A 19,357-nucleotide genomic window follows, 5' to 3' on the forward strand; every position below is an offset into this window, starting at 1 on the left:
GTCTGTAGGGTTATAAAACACTATTATAAGCCTGTAGGGTTATAAAACATAATTATAAGTCTGTAGGCTTATAAAATACAATTATAAGTGAAAAGACTTATAATTACAAAGAAAACACCTTAAAATTACAGAACTTACTAATGATCAATCTTCTAGTAAAGAAACTCCATTAAGATCGGTAGTTAAAACACTACTCATATAATCGAAATAGGGACGCAACAATAGGTAATGATGAATAAGATTCTTTTTAAAGTCTGGAGCAAGAACTTCTTTATCGGTAAAAGAATGGGAAACGACATAATTTTTTAAGCGTATAAGATCGATGTTGGAATCTTCTTTACTGAAACCTTTAGGTGCCGTTTTTACAGCATATTCCTGATTAAAACCTCCAAAAGCTTGTTGAAACTCAGACTGATTTAAAATGGCTCGTATTTCTGAAGCATCAATCTCAAACTCTTTTCTAATGCGAAGTAAATCGGCAGGTTCGGGACCAAAAAAACCACCTGCCATTCTAGAATTCCCAGGTTCTATTCGCAGGTAATAACTGCCGCGACGATGTGCTCCTGCCCTACTAAAACTAACACTACGATGTACATTGTAAGGAGTTTTATTTTTACTAAAACGAATATCTCTATTAATTCTAAACACTTTACGTTTAGAGATTTCATCGGTTACATTAAGTGCCGCTTCCACATCACTATAAAATTGTTTTAATATGCTTTCATTACTTTGATATTCTTTACGATGCTCATCCATCCATTCGCGAGAATTATTTTGCTTTAGCTTTTTAAGAAAAGTAAAAACAGATTTTGGAATGGTTGTCATATCTAACGTGCTTTTATTTTAAAGATATAAAAAAGGAAGGTTATAAAATCACGTTGTTCAATATAAGTCCGCTGGCTTTTGCAATATGTTCTAATTTAATAGTATTATCGGGTTCGAGAGTTTTCTTTACAAATTCGAGGTCGCATTTACCACGCCCAAGATCAAATAAAACCCCCATCATTAAACGTATTTGGTGCCGTTTAAATCCTTTGCCACGAATTCTAAAAATGTAACTTTCCTTCGGAAAAAAGTTCGCTGTAAATAATGTGTTTGGTTCGATAAAGGCAGAAATTACAGTGCCAACAGTATTCGTTTTTTCATTGGGTTTGTAAGTATATGCCCTAAAATCGTGGGTCCCTTCAAATAAGGAAGCGGCTTGTTGCATGAGCTTGACGTCTAGGTCTTCAATCATGTTCACCATAAAAGGAGCTGCAAACGGATGCGATTTCTTTCCGAAGCAAAATAAATATACATATTCTTTTTCTGAAGGTGCATCCATAATATTAAAAGAGGCGTCTACTTGAGAAACCTTTAGTGCTCTAATATCTTGTGGAAGATTTTCATTTAGTAAACAGAGGAAAGATTCTGGTTCGATCGATTCATCTTTCATAAATAATTCTACAAATGCAGTATTTGCCGAGACTTTAGCATCGGTTCTTCCAGACGCTAATAATTTAAACCTATCGTGTTTTACAATATGCTTAATAGTACGTTCTACCATATGCTCTACAGTTTTAACGTTAGGTTGTTTTTGCCATCCGTGGTATCGAAAACCCAGATATTGAAGCTTTAGCAAGTAGTAATTACGGTTCAAAAACATGATTCAAAAATACGTATATTTACTACAAACAACTATAAAACCAACACTATGACTACAATTACTAAACCCAACACCGGCTTTTGGATTATTTCGGTAATCGCACTTTTATGGAACCTTATTGGAGTTTATTTCTGGCTTAGCGAACACTTTTTAATGACGGAAGAAATGAAAGCAATGTACACTCCCGAACAACTTGAATTGGTTAATAATGCTCCTGCTTGGGGTATGTATGTATACGGGATTGCTGTTTTTGGAGGCGTTCTTGCCAGTATTTTATTACTTATGAAGAAAAAGCTAAGTGTTCCCATCTTTTTAATCTCTCTAGTGGCAATCTTAATACAAATGGGCTACTGGATTTTTGGAATGAACGCGATAGATGCTTTTGGCCCCGAAGCCATTGTGATGCCACTCATTGTTATTGCGATAGCCATATTTCTTTATTTTTATAGCAAAGGAGCTAAAATGAAAGGATGGCTCTCATAATATATTGAAAATAGTACTCAATAGCTAGGTAACGTAAAAAGCTTCAGAAAATCTCTGAAGCTTTTTTATTAGAATATCACTCTCTTTACAACCATTTTTTACGCTTAAAGTAATATAACAATCCGAAGAAAACCAGTATCATAGCGCCCCATAAATAAAAATACCCGTATTTAATTTGTAACTCGGGTATGTACTCGAAATTCATTCCGTAGATACCTGCCATAAAAGTTAATGGGATAAATATAGAAGCCATGATCGTAAGCACTTTCATTACTTCATTCATTTTATTACTTATGGTCGTCATATACATATCCATTAAGCCCCAAATCATTTCCCGATAAATATCCACACTTTCTGAAACTTGAATAATATGATCGTATAAATCGCGGATATAGTTTTGTGTGCGTGGTTCTATAAGTTCTGTGTCGGTTTTTTCCAAACGATTAATTACTTCGCGTAAAGGCACCACAGCACGGCGAATACGCAATATTTCTTTCTTTAAAATCTGTATATCTTGAGTAATATCATCTTCAACTTTATCATCGAACAATTGATCTTCTATAAACTCTATTTTTGTACTTAGGGTCTCTATTACACTAAAGTAATTATCGACAACCGCATCGAGAAGAGCAAACATTAAATAGTCTGCTCCTGCACTACGAACTCTACCTTTAGCATTTTCTAAACGATCACGAAGTCCATCAAAAACATCTCCATCTGCTTCTTGAAAAGTGGTAACATAATCTTTTCCCACAACCATACTAACGTGTTCATTTATAAATTCTCCGTCATCATTATAATGAAGCATTTTAAATACAATGAATAAATAATCTTCATATTCGTCCATTTTAGGACGTTGGTTGGTGGTAACAATATCCTCTTGTATTAACGGATGCAAATTATAATATTCTCCTAATCGTTCTATTTCAGAAGTATTATTTAATCCGTTGATGTTAATCCATGTTATATGTTTAGAACTTTCAAAACTAAATGCATCCTCTATATTTTCTGAATCGATTCTTTTATAATGGTCTCTAGAATAGTCGATAATTTCGACCTTGGTAACCATAGATTCTTTTTTTCCCGTGTAGGTAACTGTACCAGGAACTTCGTTTCGGTTTTTTGCTCTTACAGGAGCCGGAATTTTAAACGTACGTTTCTTTTTTCGTGCCATGTATGCTTCTTTTACTTTATACGTACGAAATCTATGGTTTTTTTTTATTTTCACATCATAATATTATATTAAGTAATACTTCATTCTGAAAATTTTATATCCGTTCGATCCCTCTTTAAAACATCACTTGCTTATTGCACTGGGTCTTGCAATATGGATTTTTCTATTCTTAACATTGACCGAGCCTTTAAATACGCAGGAATTTTCAAGGGGAGAAAAATTTGTTTTTTTACCTATCTATGGTTTAGCAGGTGCAACTGCTTATTTATTCATGCTTCCTTTACAATATTATATCTATGGAAAAATGAAAAAACGATGGAAAGTACTTAATGAGTTTGTATTCTTTCTCTGTATGTTAACTACAGGACTTATCTTTTCTCGTAGTATCTATTTATATATTGTCGTCCCAAATGATAATAATCCATACTCCTTATGGTATTTTATTACTTCTATTTACCTCCCAGCAATCGTAACTATTTTTCCGATCATAGCGATTGGGCGATGGGCTTTTGGTCGGTATTATGAAAAAAAAATAGATGATCAGAAAATACAAATTGATGGGGAAGGTACTTACGAAGGATTGCGGCTTCAGTTAAAAGACTTAATACGTGTAAAAGCCGATGATAATTACGTTGAAATATCATATCTAACCAATGGCACTCTCAAAAAACAACTTATACGCACCAAACTATCTAAAGTTGAACATGTCATTCCAGAATTAATGCGCACACACCGTTCCTATCTTATAAATCCGTTGCATTTTCAGCAGTTTTCTATGGACTCTGGAAAATTGATAGTGTTACTTACTGCAGAACTTGTGGTTCCTGTTTCAAAAACTTATGCTACGAGTATAAAACAAAATCTTTTGAACTAGATCGAATTATGACTTTATGGGGTTATTTTAGAGCTATATTTTAATAATTCTATCTCTTCAATATTGTTACTTCTCTTTTTATTTATATCATTTAGATGCGGATTCTAAAAATATAAAAAACTACTCGCCACAAATACCTATCATTTCACCCCTAAGTGCTATAATTAGTTGTATACCACTGTTTCTCTTACTATTTTCGTTTTATCGTTTTGCTAACCTTCTGAAACTTTCGGAAACAAAAATTTTAATTATGAAGCTACAATCCATCTTTATTGCAACTCTTATTTCTCTTTTATTTTCATCGTGTCAGCTTGGGCGATTTGCTTATTACAATTTTGCTAATATTACCGATCATAAAATCTTTCCTAGCCGGGCTATTCAGAAGCCAACAGAAGCATTTAAATTTTCATCTACAAATAAGCCTTTTATACAAGATTCACTCACCATCACTTCAGGCGGAGTCGCTACTAAAATTACTTTTGAAGAGTATCTAATTTCGAACAAAACCGTAGCCTACCTTGTAATTAAAAATGATACCATTCTATATGAAAATTATTTTAATAGGTATAATGAAGGGTCAATTGTAAATTCCTTTTCAATGGCAAAATCTATTCTTTCCATTTTAGTTGGATGTGCCATCGATGATGGTTATATAAAATCTACTAGCGAACCTATTACAAATTATCTAGAAGATTTAGAGGATGAAGGTTTTAAAAATATTACAATTGAACATGTTTTAAATATGACATCTGGGATTCATTTTAATGAAAGTTATACAAATCCTTTTGGCGACGCTGCAACATTTTACTACGGAACCAATCTACCAAAGGCAGTTTCAAAAATGAAAATCACTAATACTCCCGGAACACAATTCGCATATAGTAGCGGCGATAGTCAGGTGTTAGGAATGGTGTTAGATGCCGCATTAGGAGAAAAAACAATTTCAACGTACTTAGAAGAAAAAATATGGAAGCCTTTAGGAATGGAATACGATGCTACTTGGAGTCTTGATAGAGAAAAAGAAGGAGTTGAGAAAACATTTTGTTGCGTGAATGCCCGAGCCCGTGATTTTGCTAAAATTGGGCGGCTTTATCTAAACAAAGGCAATTGGAATGGAACGCAAGTAGTCTCAAAGGAATGGGTAGAAAATTCTACTAAAATTGATACTACAAATGGAAGTGTGGCATACTATCAACACCAATGGTGGATAAACGAAAAAGATAATTCTTTCGAAGCAGAAGGAATTCTAGGACAACATATCTATGTGAATCCTGAGAAGAACATTATTATTGTTCGTTTAGGAGAAAAAGTAGGGAAATCAGGCAGTTGGACCTATGCTGCCCAGAGTATTTCAGAGAAATATTAAACTACTAATAAGAATCGGGATAAGAACCATTAATACTTTTCCCGATTCCTTTATATTTTACTAAGCTTCCCTATCAAATTTGTGTCGGGACTGAAGGGTTTTTTCAACGTCTTTAAGACGAAATCCTTTTGCTTGTAACAATACCATGGTATGAAACAAGAGATCTGCGCTTTCATTTAAAAAATTAAGATCATTATCGTCTTTTGCTTCGATTACGACTTCTACGGCTTCTTCTCCTACTTTTTGCGCGATGGTATTTATTCCTTTTCGAAACAAAGAAGCAACATATGAGTTCTCCTGTTCTGGATCGTCTTTTCGATCTTGAATAACATTTTCAAGATATGATAGAAATCCGAATTTAGAATAATTCTTTTCTCCCCAACACGTATCGGTGCCTTTGTGGCAAATTGGTCCTTGAGGATCGGCTTGAATAAGGATTGAATCATTATCGCAATCTAAATTAAAAGAAACTAAATCGAGAAAATTTCCTGTCTCTTCACCTTTGGTCCAAAGTCTCTTTTTACTTCGACTATAAAACGTTACTTTTTTAGTCTCTAGAGTTTTTGTTACTGCTTCTTGGTTCATAAACCCAAGCATTAATACTTTTTGAGTAATAGCGTCTTGAACAACTGTAGGGACTAACTCGTCGTTATATTTTTTAAAATCAATTTTCATAAGGTTTGTATTTAAATATTATAATCGCACAGGAATGCCCTGCTTTTTTAATGTCGTTTTTAATTCTGAAATAGTTATTTCCTTAAAATGGAAAACACTTGCTGCTAGTGCTGCGTCTGCATTTCCTAACTGAAAGGTATCACTAAAATGTTGAATATTTCCCGCTCCTCCTGAAGCAATAATAGGAATATTAATTAATTCTGAAAGTTTTTTAAGCGCATCATTAGCGAATCCATTTTTTGTCCCGTCATGATCCATCGATGTGAATAAAATCTCTCCAGCTCCACGTTCTGCAACCTCTTGCGCCCAATCGAATAGTTTTAATTTAGTAGGTTCTTTCCCTCCAACTAAATGAACGATCCATTCACCGTCGATCTGTTTTGCGTCGATAGCCACTACAATACACTGTGAACCAAATGTATTTGCTAAAGTGTTTATAAGCTCAGGTTGTTTTACTGCGGCCGAATTTATAGAAACTTTATCGGCACCATTTTTTAAAAGTACCGAGACATCTTCAACCGATGCAATTCCTCCTCCCACAGTAAAAGGTATATTAATAGTTTCAGCAATGCGAAGTACAAGGTTTGCAAGGGTTTTTCGGCGTTCTTCTGTCGCAGAAATATCGAGAAATACCAATTCATCTGCATGAGTTTCAGAATATAATTTTGCTAATGCCACAGGGTCGCCTGCATCTCGAAGCCCAACAAAATTTACGCCTTTCACTGTTCTTCCATCTTTTATATCCAAGCAAGGGATAATTCGTTTTGTTAACATTGAATGTGATTATTTTGAATTCAGAATAAATGATTCTAATTGTTTAAGAGAAATCCTATTTTCATAAATAGCCTTTCCTAAAATGGTTCCCTCACACCCTAATGCTGCCAATTTTGGTAGTTCATCGTAGGTGGATATTCCACCCGAAGCAATTAATTTTAGTGGACTCTTTTTATTTTCTGAAGTCGCGCTAAGCATTTTTTCATATAATTGAAAAGAGGGACCACTCAACATACCATCTTTGCTAATATCTGTAGCAATAACGTACACTATGCCTTCTTTTTGATACTCTTGAATAAAAGGAATTACCTCTTTATCTGAAGCTTCTTGCCATCCGCTAATAGCTATTTTTTCGTGTTCTGCATCTGCACCTAAAATAATTTTATCTGGTCCATACGTATGTAACCATTCTAGAAATAAAGTTCTATTTTTAACCGCTATACTGCCTCCCGTAATTTGTTTAGCGCCACTCTCGAAAGCTATCTTAAGATCCTCGTTGGACTTTAGCCCTCCACCAAAATCAACTCTTAAACGTGTCTTAGAAGCAATTTGCTCTAACACTTTATGGTTTACAATATGATTGCTTTTTGCGCCATCAAGGTCAACAACATGTAGGTGTTCAATTCCGTAAGCTTCAAATTGTTTTGCAACTTCTAGCGGATGTTCATTGTATATTTTCTTAGTAGAATAATCGCCCTTCGACAAACGGACACACTTTCCTTCAATAATATCTATAGCTGGTATAATTCGCATAATGTTAGTTTAAAGATTAGGAATTTCAATAAAATTCTTTAATAATAATTCTCCTGCCGTACTGCTTTTTTCTGGATGAAATTGAACGCCAAAAAAATTATCTTTCCGGAGTGCTGATGCGTATAAGTTATCATATTCTGTGACTGCAATAGCCTCGGGACAGTTGGGTGCATAATAGCTATGAACTAAATACATATATTCGTTTTCAGAAATACCCTGAAACAAATCTGTTTTTAATGCTTTAATAGTGTTCCATCCCACTTGTGGTACTTTTACATTGTTAGAAAATTTTATGACTTCCGTATTAAAAATACCTAGCCCTTTAGTTTTTCCTTCTTCCGAAGAATTACACATTAATTGCATCCCTAAACAGATACCTAATACTGGTTGTTTTAAGGTTGGAATAATAGTGTGTAATCCACTCTCACGCAATTTTTGCATGGCATTACCTGCTTCTCCTACACCCGGAAATATTACTCGATCTGCATTTCTTAAAACAGCAACACTTTTAGTTAATTCTGCTGTGTAACCAAGACGTGCAATTGCAAATTGTAAGCTCTTAATATTCCCGGCTCCATAATCTATAATGGCGATTTTCATATACATCTATGTTATAAAGTTCCCTTCGTGCTTGGCAAAATCATTTTTTCTGAATCTCTTTTTACGGCTGCTTTTATTGCTTTTGCAAATGCTTTAAAAATTGCTTCTATCTTGTGATGTTCGTTGGTTCCTTCGGCTTTAATATTTAGATTAGCTTTAGCGCCATCGGAAAAAGATTTAAAAAAATGCATGAACATTTCTGTAGGCATCTTCCCTATCATTTCTCTGTTAAATTTTGTTTCCCACACCAGCCAGTTGCGTCCGCCAAAATCTATGGCAACTTGTGCCAAACAATCGTCCATAGGTAAGCAAAAACCATAACGCTCTATGCCTAACTTAGATCCGAGAGCTTTAGAAAAGACCTCTCCTAATGCGATTGCAGTATCTTCAATGGTGTGGTGCTCATCCACATCAAGATCTCCTTGAACTTGAATATTTAAATCCATTTGACCGTGTCTTGCAATCTGATCGAGCATATGATCGAAAAATGCAATGCCGGTACTAATTGTACTGTTTCCAGTTCCATCTAAGTTTAATGTTATCGCAATCTTCGTTTCATTTGTGTTTCTTACAATGCTTGCCGTTCGATTTTCTAACTTCAAGAATTCGTAAATTTTTTGCCAGTCGTTACTTTCCAGCGCAATTATCGTATCTAAATCGTCGCGTTTAACTGTAATTTCTTGCGTTCCAAGATTGGTGTCGTCGTTAATAAAGATTCCTTTTGCACCTAGGTTCTTCGCAAGTTCTATATCGGTTAAGCGATCTCCAATTACAAAGGAATTGTTTAGATCATAGTCATCACTAAAATATTGGGTCAATAGTGCTGTTCCTGGTTTTCTAGTCGCTGCATTTTCATGAGGAAAAGTTCGATCTAAAAAAATGTTGTCGAAAACAACCCCTTCATTCTCGAAAGCTTGTATAATAAAATTATGCACTGGCCAGAATGTATCTTCGGGAAAAGAGTCTGTACCGAGTCCGTCCTGATTGGTGATCATTACAAGCTCATAATCTAATTCTGTCGCGATCTTTGAAAGGTTTGCAAATACTTTAGGATAGAAAACCATCTTATCGAACGCATCGATCTGTTCGTCTACTGTTTCTTTTATAAGGGTTCCGTCCCGATCTATAAATAGTACTTTCTTTTTCATGTTTTTATAATGCTTTAAAAGCTTTAATCAGCCGTTTATTTTCTTCTTTCGTTCCTATGGTTAATCGAAGCGTATTGTTGCAGAGCGGTTGTGAACTTCTATTTCTAATAACAACTTTATTCGCTATTAATTCTTGATATCTCTTATCGGCATCATCTACTTTTATAAGAAGGAAGTTAGCTTCAGAAGGATAAATTTTCATGATCCAGTCTATATCAAGTAAAGCTTTAGATAAATACCTCTTTTCTTCATTAATTGAGTTAATTTCAGTTTTAATATTAGCAACATCTTCTAGCCGTTCTAATGCTTTTTGTTGTGTTAGTTCATTAATATTATAAGGCGGTTTTATTTTATTTAAAACCGTAATAATTTCAGAAGAAGCATAACAAATACCCAATCTAATTCCTGCCATTCCATACGCTTTCGATACCGTTTGAGTAACTATTAAATTTGGATAATCTACTATTTTTGAAATCCAACTGTTTTGTGTTGAAAAGTCGATATACGCCTCATCGATGACCACTAAACCGCTGAAAGATTTTACTAGTTCTATTACATCCTTTTCTGAAAAAATATTGCCTGTAGGATTGTTGGGCATACATAGAAAAAGCACTTTTGTATGCAAATCGAAAGCATTTTTAATCGCAGCGATGTTTAGTTCAAAATTGGGTGTTAATAGCACTTCTTTATTTTGTACTGCATTAATCCCAGCGAGAACACTATACATTCCGTAGGTTGGTGGTAAAGTTATGATTGAATCTTTTCCTGGCTCACAAAACGCTCTAAATATAAGATCGAGGACTTCGTCGCTACCGTTACCTAGTAAGATTTGATCGGTAGGAATGTTCTTTAACTCGGACAGTCGTTTTTTTAAAATCCGTTGTTGGGGATCTGGATATCTATTTACACCATTCTCAAATGGATTCTCGTTCGCATCTAAGAAAATCATATTTTCTGAAGCATTAGTAAACTCATCTCGAGCAGAGCTGTACGGCTTTAACGCTGCAATATTAGGGCGAATTAGTTTTTGTAGATTAAATGTAGTTCTCATTATGCCTTTCGAATTGTTGCTATATTTTATTTGTTATAATTTAAACGGAGTGTCACGGCATTTCTATGTGCTTGCAATCCTTCTGCTTCAGCCATATTTTCGATAGCATTGCCAATATTATTAAGTCCGTCTTTAGTTATTTTCTGAAAGGTCATGCTCTTTGTGAAGCTATCAAGATTTACACCGCTATACTGTTTTGCATAGCCATTTGTAGGTAAGGTATGATTGGTTCCTGAAGCATAATCTCCGGCACTTTCGGGGGTGAAGTTCCCAATGAAAACCGAACCAGCATTCTGAATGTTCTTTATAAAAAAATCTTCGTTTTCTGAAATTACAATAAAATGTTCGGGTGCATATTCATTGATTAATTCTAGAGCGATTTCTTTATTTTTAACAAGGATTAGTTTCGAATTTTTTATTGCTTTTTCTGCAATTAACTTTCTAGGAAGCGACCCAATCTGCTTTTCAATTTCAATTTCAACTTTTTGAAGCATCACTTCTGAAGTTGTTACTAATATTACCTGACTATCAGCACCGTGTTCTGCTTGACTTAAAAGGTCTGATGCAACGAATGATGGGATGGCACTATCGTCTGCAAACACTAATAATTCTGAAGGTCCTGCTGGCATATCGATTGCAACATTATGTTTTGTAGCCAATTGTTTTGCCACGGTCACAAACTGATTTCCAGGTCCGAATATTTTATACACTTTAGGAACGGTTTCTGTTCCAAAGGTCATAGCTGCAATCGCTTGAATTCCCCCAATTTTAAAAATTGTGGTTACACCACATAATTTCGCTGTATATAATATAGCGGGATTTACCTTTCCATCTTTTCCTGGAGGCGTGCATAGTATAATTTCGTTACACCCTGCTAATGCTGCAGGAATTGCGAGCATAAGAATTGTTGAAAACAAAGGAGCCGAACCACCCGGAATGTACAAACCTATTTTTTGAATAGGTTTCTTTTCTTGCCAACAGTGTACCCCAGGGATGGTATTTATATCAACACGTTGTGTTTTTTGAGCTGCGTGAAACGTTGTTATATTTTCTTTTGCTACTTGAATAGATTCTTTGAGCGAAGAAGGTACTATTTGTATGGCCTCTTCAATTTCAGAATTTGAGACTTGAGTATCTAAATTTGAAATTCCATCGAAAAGTTGTGTGTATTTTGCTACTGCGCTATCACCTTTCTGTTTTACTTCAGAAAAAATTTCTGTCACTGTGGCTTCAATATCATCGACTGTTTGCGTAGGTCGTTGAAGCAATGTATTCCATGATTCTTTTAAAGGGTTGTTTATTTTTTTCATTTGTGAAATTTCAAATTAGAGCAGCCTTTTAAACTACTGTACCATTTTTTCGATTGGACAAACTAAAATACCTTCTGCTCCGGCTTCTTTTAGTTTATCGATGACCTCCCAAAATTCATCTTGGTGCACTACAGAATGAATACTACTCCATTTTTCATTAGCGAGTGGAAGAACTGTAGGGCTTTTTATTCCTGGTAATATTGAAATTATCTCATCCAATTTATCATTAGGAGCATTTAGTAAAACGTACCTAAAATCTCTTCCTTTAAGCACAGACTGAATTCTAAAACGAATTTTGTCTAGGAGTTTAGAAACTTCATCTGTAATCTTCGGCGAAGTGGCCAAAACCGCTTCACTTTTTAAAATCGTTTCAACTTCTTTTAAGTTATTTTTAAATAATGTACTACCACTACTTACAATATCACAAATAGCATCTGCCAGACCAATATTGGGAGCAATTTCAACACTACCATTAATAATATGTAATTCTGCTTCTACTCCTTGTTCATCTAAATACTTTTGAGTAGTTACTGGGTATGATGTAGCAATTCTTTTGCCTGAAAGATCTTTAATTGAGTCGTATTCAAAAATTTTAGATACCGCTAAGGATACACGGCATTTTGAAAATCCTAGTCGTTCAGCAATCTGAATACTCTCACCATTTTCTATAAGTAGATTTTCTCCTACTATAGCACAATCTATTACTCCATCTTTTAAATACTGTGGTATGTCACCATTTCTTAAATAATAGATTTCTAAGGGAAAATTTTTAGCAGAAGCTTTTAATTGATCTTTTCCATTATCGATCGAGATTCCACAATCTTTTAAAAGAGACAGGGACTCGTCGTGTAATCTTCCCGATTTTTGTACAGCAATTTTAATTTTTTTCATGTGTTTTTCTTTTGAAGAATATTTTAATTTAAAAAAACAAAAAACCCGTTTGATTGCTCAAACGGGTTTCGAAATATGTGATTTTTCACATACACCAAATTCACCTCGCATGAGCGAAACGGAATATATGGTGGTGATGTAAAAATTTATTTGTCATAATGAAATACAAAGAAAAGAAAAAAAATGTTTATTACTTGTGAAAAAACAAATAAAATTAATCGGCTTCAAAGTAAGAAATTTCATAGATTTGTTTACTTAACATCCCACAAACCTAATCAATTGAAATTGAACACATAGGGATAATGAAAAATTTTTTAATAGCTTTTTTAGTTTTTTTAATTTGGTCTGTTTTTGGCTTGTGGCTTTATTCCCTGCTTCAAGATACAGGAGAGACTTCTTCGCTAATTGATAATGATTCAGTTTTAAACACGAGTATTCCGTCACCGAATGAATTTGAAAATATAAATTCTAAATTTGACACAAGTGCTAATAATAAAATAAGTTCCGCTCATAAAAGTGTATCAAATTTAGATAACGAGCTTTCAGAAAAAACAATAGAACATTCTGGATTGTACGCAGAAAATGAAAATGGAGAAACAATTTTTAATTTTTCTAATGGAATTGCAGTTTTAAAGAATAGTACAGAAATTGATATTCCAGAAAGCGTTCTTTCTTTTAAAAATCAAATAAGTGAATACCTTTCTACTCGCCCCAATACGGAGGTTCACATACAATCGATTTATAGTCCGAATGAAAATATTGAAACTCCAAATTTAGGAGTGATACGTGGGCTTAAGATTAAAGAAATTCTGCTTGCCTCCGGGATTAGTGAAAATAGAATTGTAATAAAACCAACGATTAAAGATATTACTTTCGATAATGAAGGCACTTTTAATAATGCTATTTCGTTCTTGATTAAGCCTTTTAATTATGAAAGGATTGAAAATCGCAAAGATGCCTTACCTGTTAAAAAAGTAATTTATCCACAATTTAGCACCTCTGGAATACAAGTAGATGAAACACTAACAGAGCTTCTTTCTGAAATTAAAGAACTATGTGTAGCACATCCAGATCTTAAAATACAGATAGTTGGACATACAGACAATATTGGAAACGCCGAGGACAATTATAAACAAGGACTTGTTTACGCTAGACAGGTGCGTTGGTATCTTATTACGAAAGGGAAAATAGATAGAAGTCGTATTAGTGCAATTTCGAAAGGAGAAAGTGATGCCATCGATACAAACAACACAAAACAAGGTAGAAATACAAATAGGCGCATTGAGATTTTATTTATGTAACTTATGACTTTTTTGATTAGCATTTTACAAACAGTTCCAGAAATTTTAGGCATTTTTATTTTAATGCTATCTGCATTTCTAATTGGATACTTCTCTTCTTGGTGGCTTCAGAAATCGAAATATTCATCACTTGTGTCGAAATTAAAAAGACAAGTAAACTCAACAATCCGTGAAAAAAACATAAATAATATCGATGTGATTTTTACAGAAATAAAGCCTAAAATCATAGAAGTAATAAAAGACACAAGAGAGGAACTGCACGAAGCTCAAAAGAAGAAAAAGGTGCAAGAAAAAACGAGATCAAATTACGTGTCTTACACAAAAAATAAGCCCTCTTTAAATTTTGATAGTTTTGGAATTGCCACAAGTTCGAACCGAGACAAATTAACCAATATAACGGGTATTGGTCCATATATAGAAGAAAAGTTAAACGAGATTGGAATTTATACCTTCGAGCAACTTAGTAATTTAAAAGAAAATGACATTCGTACTATCACAGAGCTTATTGAATTTTTCCCTGGACGTATCGATCGTGATGATTGGGTGGGACAAGCAAAAGCAATTCTAAAAAAATAATCTTAAATAAACATACTATTGAAATTAGCTACTCTGGATTGGATTCTTATTCTTTCCTTCTTCGCAGTATTTTTAATTATCGGATTTCTAGTTGCAAAAAGATCGGGTAAGAACACACAAGAATTTTTTCTTTCTGGAAGAAACATGCCTTGGTGGTTGTTGGGAATCTCAATGGTTGCAACAACATTTTCTGCCGATACGCCTAACCTCGTAACAGATATAGTTCGACAAAACGGAATTTCAGGTAACTGGGTTTGGTGGACATTTTTAATCACAGGGATGCTTACGGTATTTGTATATGCAAAATTATGGCGCCGCTCTAAAGTACTTACCGATCTACAATTTTATGAATTACGATATAGCGGAAAAGAAGCTGCTTTTTTAAGAGGATTTCGCGCTATTTATTTAGGGGTCTTTTTTAATGTTATGATCATGGCGTCAGTTTGTCTCGCCGCTATTAAGATTGGTGGGATCATGTTTGGACTTGCACCGTGGGAATGCGTTTTATATGCCTCTATAATTACAGTTTTATATAGCTCTATTGGTGGGCTAAGAGGTGTTATTTTTACAGACTTTTTACAATTCATTGTAGCAATGATTGGTTCTGTTTGGGCTGCTTATTATATTGTAAACCTTCCTGAAATTGGGGGTCTTCAGAATTTATTGGCTCACGAAAATGTTTCAGATAAATTAAACTTTCTGCCCGATTTTAATGATACTAAATCGCTCTTAGTCTTACTTATAATTCCTATAGCTGTACAATGGTGGAGTGTTTGGTACCCTGGAGCAGAACCTGGTGGTGGCGGTTACATCGCACAAAGAATGCTTTCAGCTAAAGATGAAAAGAACGCGATTGGTGCCACCCTCCTATTTAATGTAGCACATTATGCGCTGCGCCCTTGGCCGTGGATTATCATTGCTTTAGCATCGTTAGTATTGTATCCGAAACTATCCGATCTTGGATCTGAATTTCCTAATGCAGTATTAGGTCATGACTTAGGCTATTCTGCAATGCTAACCACCTTACCAGCGGGATTATTAGGATTGGTAGTTGCTTCTCTTGTTGCAGCATTTATGAGCACTATTTCAACACACCTCAATTGGGGTTCTTCATATATATCACTAGATTTTTATAAACGTTTTATAAAACCTGAAGCTTCAGAAAAAGAATTGGTTTCTATCGGAAGAATCTCGACAGTTGTTCTTATGCTTCTATCTGCGCTACTAGCACTAGTTTTAAGCAGTGCTTTAAGCACCTTCGCTATCTTACTTCAAATTGGAGCAGGTACTGGACTTATATTCATTCTTCGCTGGTTCTGGTGGAGAGTAAATGCGTACAGTGAGATCACAGGAATGGTTGTTTCTTTTATTGTAGCACTCACGTTCGAATTTGGAAATTTTGGATTAGAAGATTATGAAAAACTAATTTATGGAGTTGCAATTACAACGTTTAGTTGGATAAGTATCACCTTGATTACTCGCCCTACAAGCACCAAGACACTAGCTAACTTTTACAATTCTGTCACTCCTTACGGAAATGGCTGGAAACCATTTAAAAAAATAGCGTCTAAAGAAAATATTCCTCTAAAGAGTACCAATGATGTATTTACAATAGATTTTGCTTCGATGTTATTAGGAATTCTTTTTGTGTACTCTTCATTGTTTGCCACAGGTTATGTGATCTACGGGAATGTATTAGGAGCAGGAATTCTAATAACTATCGCCGTAGTGTCGGCAATATTTATTTTTCGTTTGTGGAAGAAAAAACCATAAATAGTATGTTTTTAAAACTAAAAGAGCCGCTTCTAATAGAAGCGGCTCTTTAAGTTTAGTGATAAAAAATTAAAATTTAATTATTTCCCAAGATGAGAGGCAAACCACTTTCGCCACCTCCAACAACGATCACTTTCGAATTTGGAGATTGTGAAAGTTGAACTGTAGCATCAATACCTTTATCCTGTAGAATCTTATCTGTTAACGATGCACTTAATATTCGGTTAGCATCTGCTTTACCTTGTGCTTCAATACGAACCTTTTCAGCCTCTTTTGAAGCTGTGACCAAACGGAACTCATATTCTAAAGATTCCTGTTCTTGACGTAATTTACGCTCGATAGCTTCTTTAATAGTATTTGGAAGTGTAACGTCACGTACTAATACTTCATTTAATTGTACGTATTGTTTTTCTAAAATTACTTTGGTTTCAGCAAAAATCTCATCCTGAATCGCATCCCGTTTGCTGCTGTAAAGTTGTTCTGGCGTATATCGTCCTACAACACTACGCGCAGCACTACGAATAGCAGGCTGTATTACACGTTGCAGATAATTCTCTCCTAAGGATTGGTGCAAGTTTCCAAGGTCTTTGTAAACTGGCTCATACCAAGCTGATGCTTCAATTAAAATTTCTAATCCGTTAGAAGAAAGAACTCTCATTTTTTCGAATAATTCCTGCTGACGTACTTCGTATACAAATACTTTATTCCAAGGGGCTACAATATGAAAGCCTTCCCCCATGGGTGGCTCATCTGTAACTACACCATTTTTAAAAGTTTTATAGAGAACCCCCGCCTCTCCCGAATCTATCGTTACAGCTGATTTTGCAATCACAATAATAAGAATAATGATAATAATAATTACGGGAATCCCGATTTTAGGTAATTTGTCCATGTGTGTTTTTTATTTTCTGTTATATAAGTCCGTTGTATTTTCTAATAAACCACTCAAGTGATAAGGTAAGTACGATAAGTCCTAGTAAATATTTCCAATCGATTAAAGGTACCACTTTTTGTTCGCTTTTCTGAATTTGCTGATATCGATCGTCTTCCAATAATGCGTTAATTGCGTCGGAAACCTTTGTAACAAAATAAGCCTCTCCTTTTGTATTGCTGGCAATTCGATTTAATTTAGAAACATTCGCATTTAAAAATTGCTGTTCTACATTAAAATCTAAAATGGTAAAACTTCCACTTCTTGAAACCGTTTCGTCTTGTACTGAAACAGTATACGAATAACTGCCTGGTGGAAGACTATTAAGATCCACCTCGTAAAAATTATTTTTTAATAATAAAGGAAATACTGCGCGTTCTTTAGTCTCTTGATTTACGGCTGTAATTTGAAGCGACACTCTAGCGTCGAACACAAAATTTTTATCAAAATATTGCGCAGAAATACGAATTGGATTGTTGTTATAATAAAAAGTTTCACTACTTACTTCCAAACGGCTTCTTCGTTTATTTGAAGCTAAATACTGTACCATTTTTGCAATAAATTCATCAAAAGATTCAAAGCTATTCGATTCGAGGTACGATTGTGCTCTCCACTTCCAAAGTCCTTCACCATCCCAAATCGCATCACGCTTCCCATTAACCTCCGTAGTTGCTAATAAGGCGCTTTCACTTGCAAATCCATCGATAGCTTGATCTAACAATATTTCGTGAGGAACGGTAATTGAAAGCTCTCCGAATAGAGTATGCAGTGGAGGGAAATTTTCAAAACCAATATCTTCTACCGCAAACGTTCCGTAATTAGGATTAATGGTTGCGGAAACTTCTTCAGTTTGGTTGGTTACATCTTTTTTAAAATGGTCTTGAATGCTGTTTAAAAAATTCCAATCGGTTTCAAGTCCCGTGATTACAAACGTGTTTTTTTTCAGTTTTTCTATTTCTGAAAAAACTCCAGCAAAACTTCTATCGGGTTGGTACAAAAGAATTAATTGATGATCATTTAGCAAGGAAACCGCTTCTGAAGGTTTTTTAATAGTAACGGTACGCTGTTCATTTGTTGTGACCGCTTTTTTTAAAGCACCAAGATCGGGATGAATAATTTTGCTTACCACCAATACATTGGTTGCCTGATCGATCACTTCAACTGCGAATTGCTTTACATTATTGGTTGTGTTCTTTTCGTCATCTATTGGAAGTAGCTGTGCTGTATATTTTTGCAAGCCAACAGCAGAAGCAGGAAGTGTGAAATTTAAGGTTTTAGATGAATTGGTTTCAGAAAAAGTAACGTTAGATTTAAAAACTACAGCGGCTCCCTGTTTAACAATGAACTGTGAATTTACAGAACCAGTTCCATTATAAACTAAGATTACTTCAACTGGAAATTTATTTTTTAGAAATGCATAACGATTGGTATTAAGCTGTTGCACTTGTAAATCGGTATATTTTGTGGAATCCCCTAAAATTATTGGATAGATTGGATTTCTAAAAGTAGTGCCTGCAAATTCATAGTCGTTCCCAAGCGTCTGGTTCCCGTCGGTAATTAGTAACGTTGGCGCGATCTGATTTTTGTACAACTCTTGCGTCGTTTTTAACGCTTTGGAAATATTGGTATTTCTTTCAGAAAAAGATAGAGAGTCAATTTCTTTAAATTCACTTCCGAAGGAAAAATAAGAAACTTCAAATTTATCGTTGAGAGCGTCATTCAGTTTTAATTCTGAAACCAATGCAGAAACCTTTCTAGATTGACCAAGCTCCACTACTGAAGCTGAATTATCTATTAACACAGGAAGCATGGGCTTCTCAATAGTATAGGTATCACTCTTAAATTTCGGATTTATAAGCAACAACAGTATAGCAAACAACGTTAAAAAACGTAATAATCCGAAGCTCCATTTAAGCGTTCCTGTATATTTTGAACGATATCCATACATAAATACTGCCAGTCCAAAAGACAGGATTGCAGCAATAACAATATAAAGTATGGTTTCGGAAGACACCTTTAAGCTAATAAATAT

The 19,357-nt window shown here is 34.6% G+C and carries 19 protein-coding genes; 6 read left to right on the plus strand and 13 right to left on the minus strand.

The genetic code is table 11. The features are described from left to right. Positions 1–144 precede the first annotated feature (144 nt). On the minus strand, positions 145–825 hold the full coding sequence (locus ULVI_RS11310; RefSeq protein ID WP_068592885.1) for a DUF2461 domain-containing protein: 681 nt from the start codon (positions 823–825) through the stop codon (positions 145–147). A 40-nt stretch (positions 826–865) separates the two neighbouring features. Beyond that, positions 866–1,645 carry a tRNA pseudouridine(38-40) synthase TruA gene (truA, locus tag ULVI_RS11315; protein ID WP_068592886.1) on the minus strand — a complete coding sequence of 260 codons (780 nt, stop codon included), beginning with the start codon at positions 1,643–1,645 and terminating at the stop codon, positions 866–868. Positions 1,646–1,693: 48 nt separating this feature from the next. On the opposite strand from truA, the gene ULVI_RS11320 reads away from it, so the two are divergent. After that, positions 1,694–2,128, plus strand: coding sequence for a hypothetical protein (locus tag ULVI_RS11320; RefSeq protein WP_068592887.1), 435 nt, complete (start codon positions 1,694–1,696; stop codon positions 2,126–2,128). Positions 2,129–2,213: 85 nt separating this feature from the next. Here the strand turns inward: ULVI_RS11320 and corA are convergent, their stop codons facing one another. Then, positions 2,214–3,302, minus strand: a complete 1,089-nt coding sequence (gene corA / locus ULVI_RS11325; protein ID WP_068592888.1) for a magnesium/cobalt transporter CorA — start codon at positions 3,300–3,302, stop codon at positions 2,214–2,216. Positions 3,303–3,429: 127 nt separating this feature from the next. Between corA and ULVI_RS11330 the strand changes: the two genes are divergently transcribed. Both ULVI_RS11330 and ULVI_RS11335 read left to right on the plus strand, forming a co-directional pair. Continuing rightward, entirely contained in the window at positions 3,430–4,176 is a 747-nt protein-coding gene (locus tag ULVI_RS11330) for a LytTR family DNA-binding domain-containing protein (RefSeq protein WP_241780987.1), read from the plus strand. Positions 4,177–4,426: 250 nt separating this feature from the next. Continuing rightward, entirely contained in the window at positions 4,427–5,542 is a 1,116-nt protein-coding gene (locus ULVI_RS11335; RefSeq protein WP_068592890.1) for a serine hydrolase domain-containing protein, read from the plus strand. 60 nt (positions 5,543–5,602) lie between these two features. On the opposite strand, the gene hisIE is transcribed toward ULVI_RS11335, so the two are convergent. Genes hisIE through hisG form a run of 8 tightly spaced genes read right to left on the minus strand, consistent with a single transcriptional unit; the run spans position 5,603 to position 12,744 of the window. Further along, positions 5,603–6,217: a bifunctional phosphoribosyl-AMP cyclohydrolase/phosphoribosyl-ATP diphosphatase HisIE gene (gene hisIE / locus ULVI_RS11340; protein ID WP_068592891.1), complete on the minus strand. Its 615-nt coding sequence runs from the start codon at positions 6,215–6,217 to the stop codon at positions 5,603–5,605. 18 nt (positions 6,218–6,235) lie between these two features. Beyond that, on the minus strand, positions 6,236–6,991 hold the full coding sequence (hisF, locus tag ULVI_RS11345) for an imidazole glycerol phosphate synthase subunit HisF (protein ID WP_068592892.1): 756 nt from the start codon (positions 6,989–6,991) through the stop codon (positions 6,236–6,238). Between the two features lie 9 nt (positions 6,992–7,000). After that, a complete protein-coding gene (gene hisA, locus ULVI_RS11350) occupies positions 7,001–7,744 on the minus strand; it encodes a 1-(5-phosphoribosyl)-5-[(5-phosphoribosylamino)methylideneamino]imidazole-4-carboxamide isomerase (protein ID WP_068592893.1) in 744 nt (247 codons plus the stop codon). 9 nt (positions 7,745–7,753) lie between these two features. Further along, positions 7,754–8,344, minus strand: a complete 591-nt coding sequence (gene hisH, locus ULVI_RS11355; RefSeq protein WP_068592894.1) for an imidazole glycerol phosphate synthase subunit HisH — start codon at positions 8,342–8,344, stop codon at positions 7,754–7,756. Between the two features lie 11 nt (positions 8,345–8,355). Continuing rightward, positions 8,356–9,492, minus strand: coding sequence for a bifunctional histidinol-phosphatase/imidazoleglycerol-phosphate dehydratase HisB (gene hisB, locus ULVI_RS11360; protein WP_068592895.1), 1,137 nt, complete (start codon positions 9,490–9,492; stop codon positions 8,356–8,358). 4 nt (positions 9,493–9,496) lie between these two features. Next, positions 9,497–10,543, minus strand: a complete 1,047-nt coding sequence (gene hisC, locus ULVI_RS11365; RefSeq protein ID WP_068592896.1) for a histidinol-phosphate transaminase — start codon at positions 10,541–10,543, stop codon at positions 9,497–9,499. A 26-nt stretch (positions 10,544–10,569) separates the two neighbouring features. Next, positions 10,570–11,853: a histidinol dehydrogenase gene (gene hisD / locus ULVI_RS11370; protein ID WP_068592897.1), complete on the minus strand. Its 1,284-nt coding sequence runs from the start codon at positions 11,851–11,853 to the stop codon at positions 10,570–10,572. Positions 11,854–11,886: 33 nt separating this feature from the next. Next, positions 11,887–12,744: an ATP phosphoribosyltransferase gene (hisG, locus tag ULVI_RS11375; protein WP_068592898.1), complete on the minus strand. Its 858-nt coding sequence runs from the start codon at positions 12,742–12,744 to the stop codon at positions 11,887–11,889. A 302-nt stretch (positions 12,745–13,046) separates the two neighbouring features. Between hisG and ULVI_RS11380 the strand changes: the two genes are divergently transcribed. Genes ULVI_RS11380 through ULVI_RS11390 form a run of 3 tightly spaced genes read left to right on the plus strand, consistent with a single transcriptional unit; the run spans position 13,047 to position 16,394 of the window. Continuing rightward, on the plus strand, positions 13,047–14,045 hold the full coding sequence (locus ULVI_RS11380; protein WP_068592899.1) for an OmpA family protein: 999 nt from the start codon (positions 13,047–13,049) through the stop codon (positions 14,043–14,045). A 3-nt stretch (positions 14,046–14,048) separates the two neighbouring features. Beyond that, on the plus strand, positions 14,049–14,621 hold the full coding sequence (locus ULVI_RS11385) for a hypothetical protein (protein WP_068592900.1): 573 nt from the start codon (positions 14,049–14,051) through the stop codon (positions 14,619–14,621). A gap of 18 nt (positions 14,622–14,639) precedes the next feature. After that, a complete protein-coding gene (locus ULVI_RS11390) occupies positions 14,640–16,394 on the plus strand; it encodes a sodium:solute symporter family protein (RefSeq protein ID WP_068592901.1) in 1,755 nt (584 codons plus the stop codon). 76 nt (positions 16,395–16,470) lie between these two features. Here ULVI_RS11390 and ULVI_RS11395 read toward each other — a convergent pair whose 3' ends face one another. Further along, on the minus strand, positions 16,471–17,286 hold the full coding sequence (locus tag ULVI_RS11395) for a prohibitin family protein (protein WP_068592902.1): 816 nt from the start codon (positions 17,284–17,286) through the stop codon (positions 16,471–16,473). Positions 17,287–17,305: 19 nt separating this feature from the next. After that, entirely contained in the window at positions 17,306–19,339 is a 2,034-nt protein-coding gene (locus ULVI_RS11400) for a hypothetical protein (RefSeq protein ID WP_068592903.1), read from the minus strand. Between the last annotated feature and the right edge of the window lie 18 nt (positions 19,340–19,357).

It is taken from the genome of Cochleicola gelatinilyticus, from assembly GCF_001637325.1.
In the GTDB taxonomy this organism is placed as follows: domain Bacteria; phylum Bacteroidota; class Bacteroidia; order Flavobacteriales; family Flavobacteriaceae; genus Cochleicola; species Cochleicola gelatinilyticus.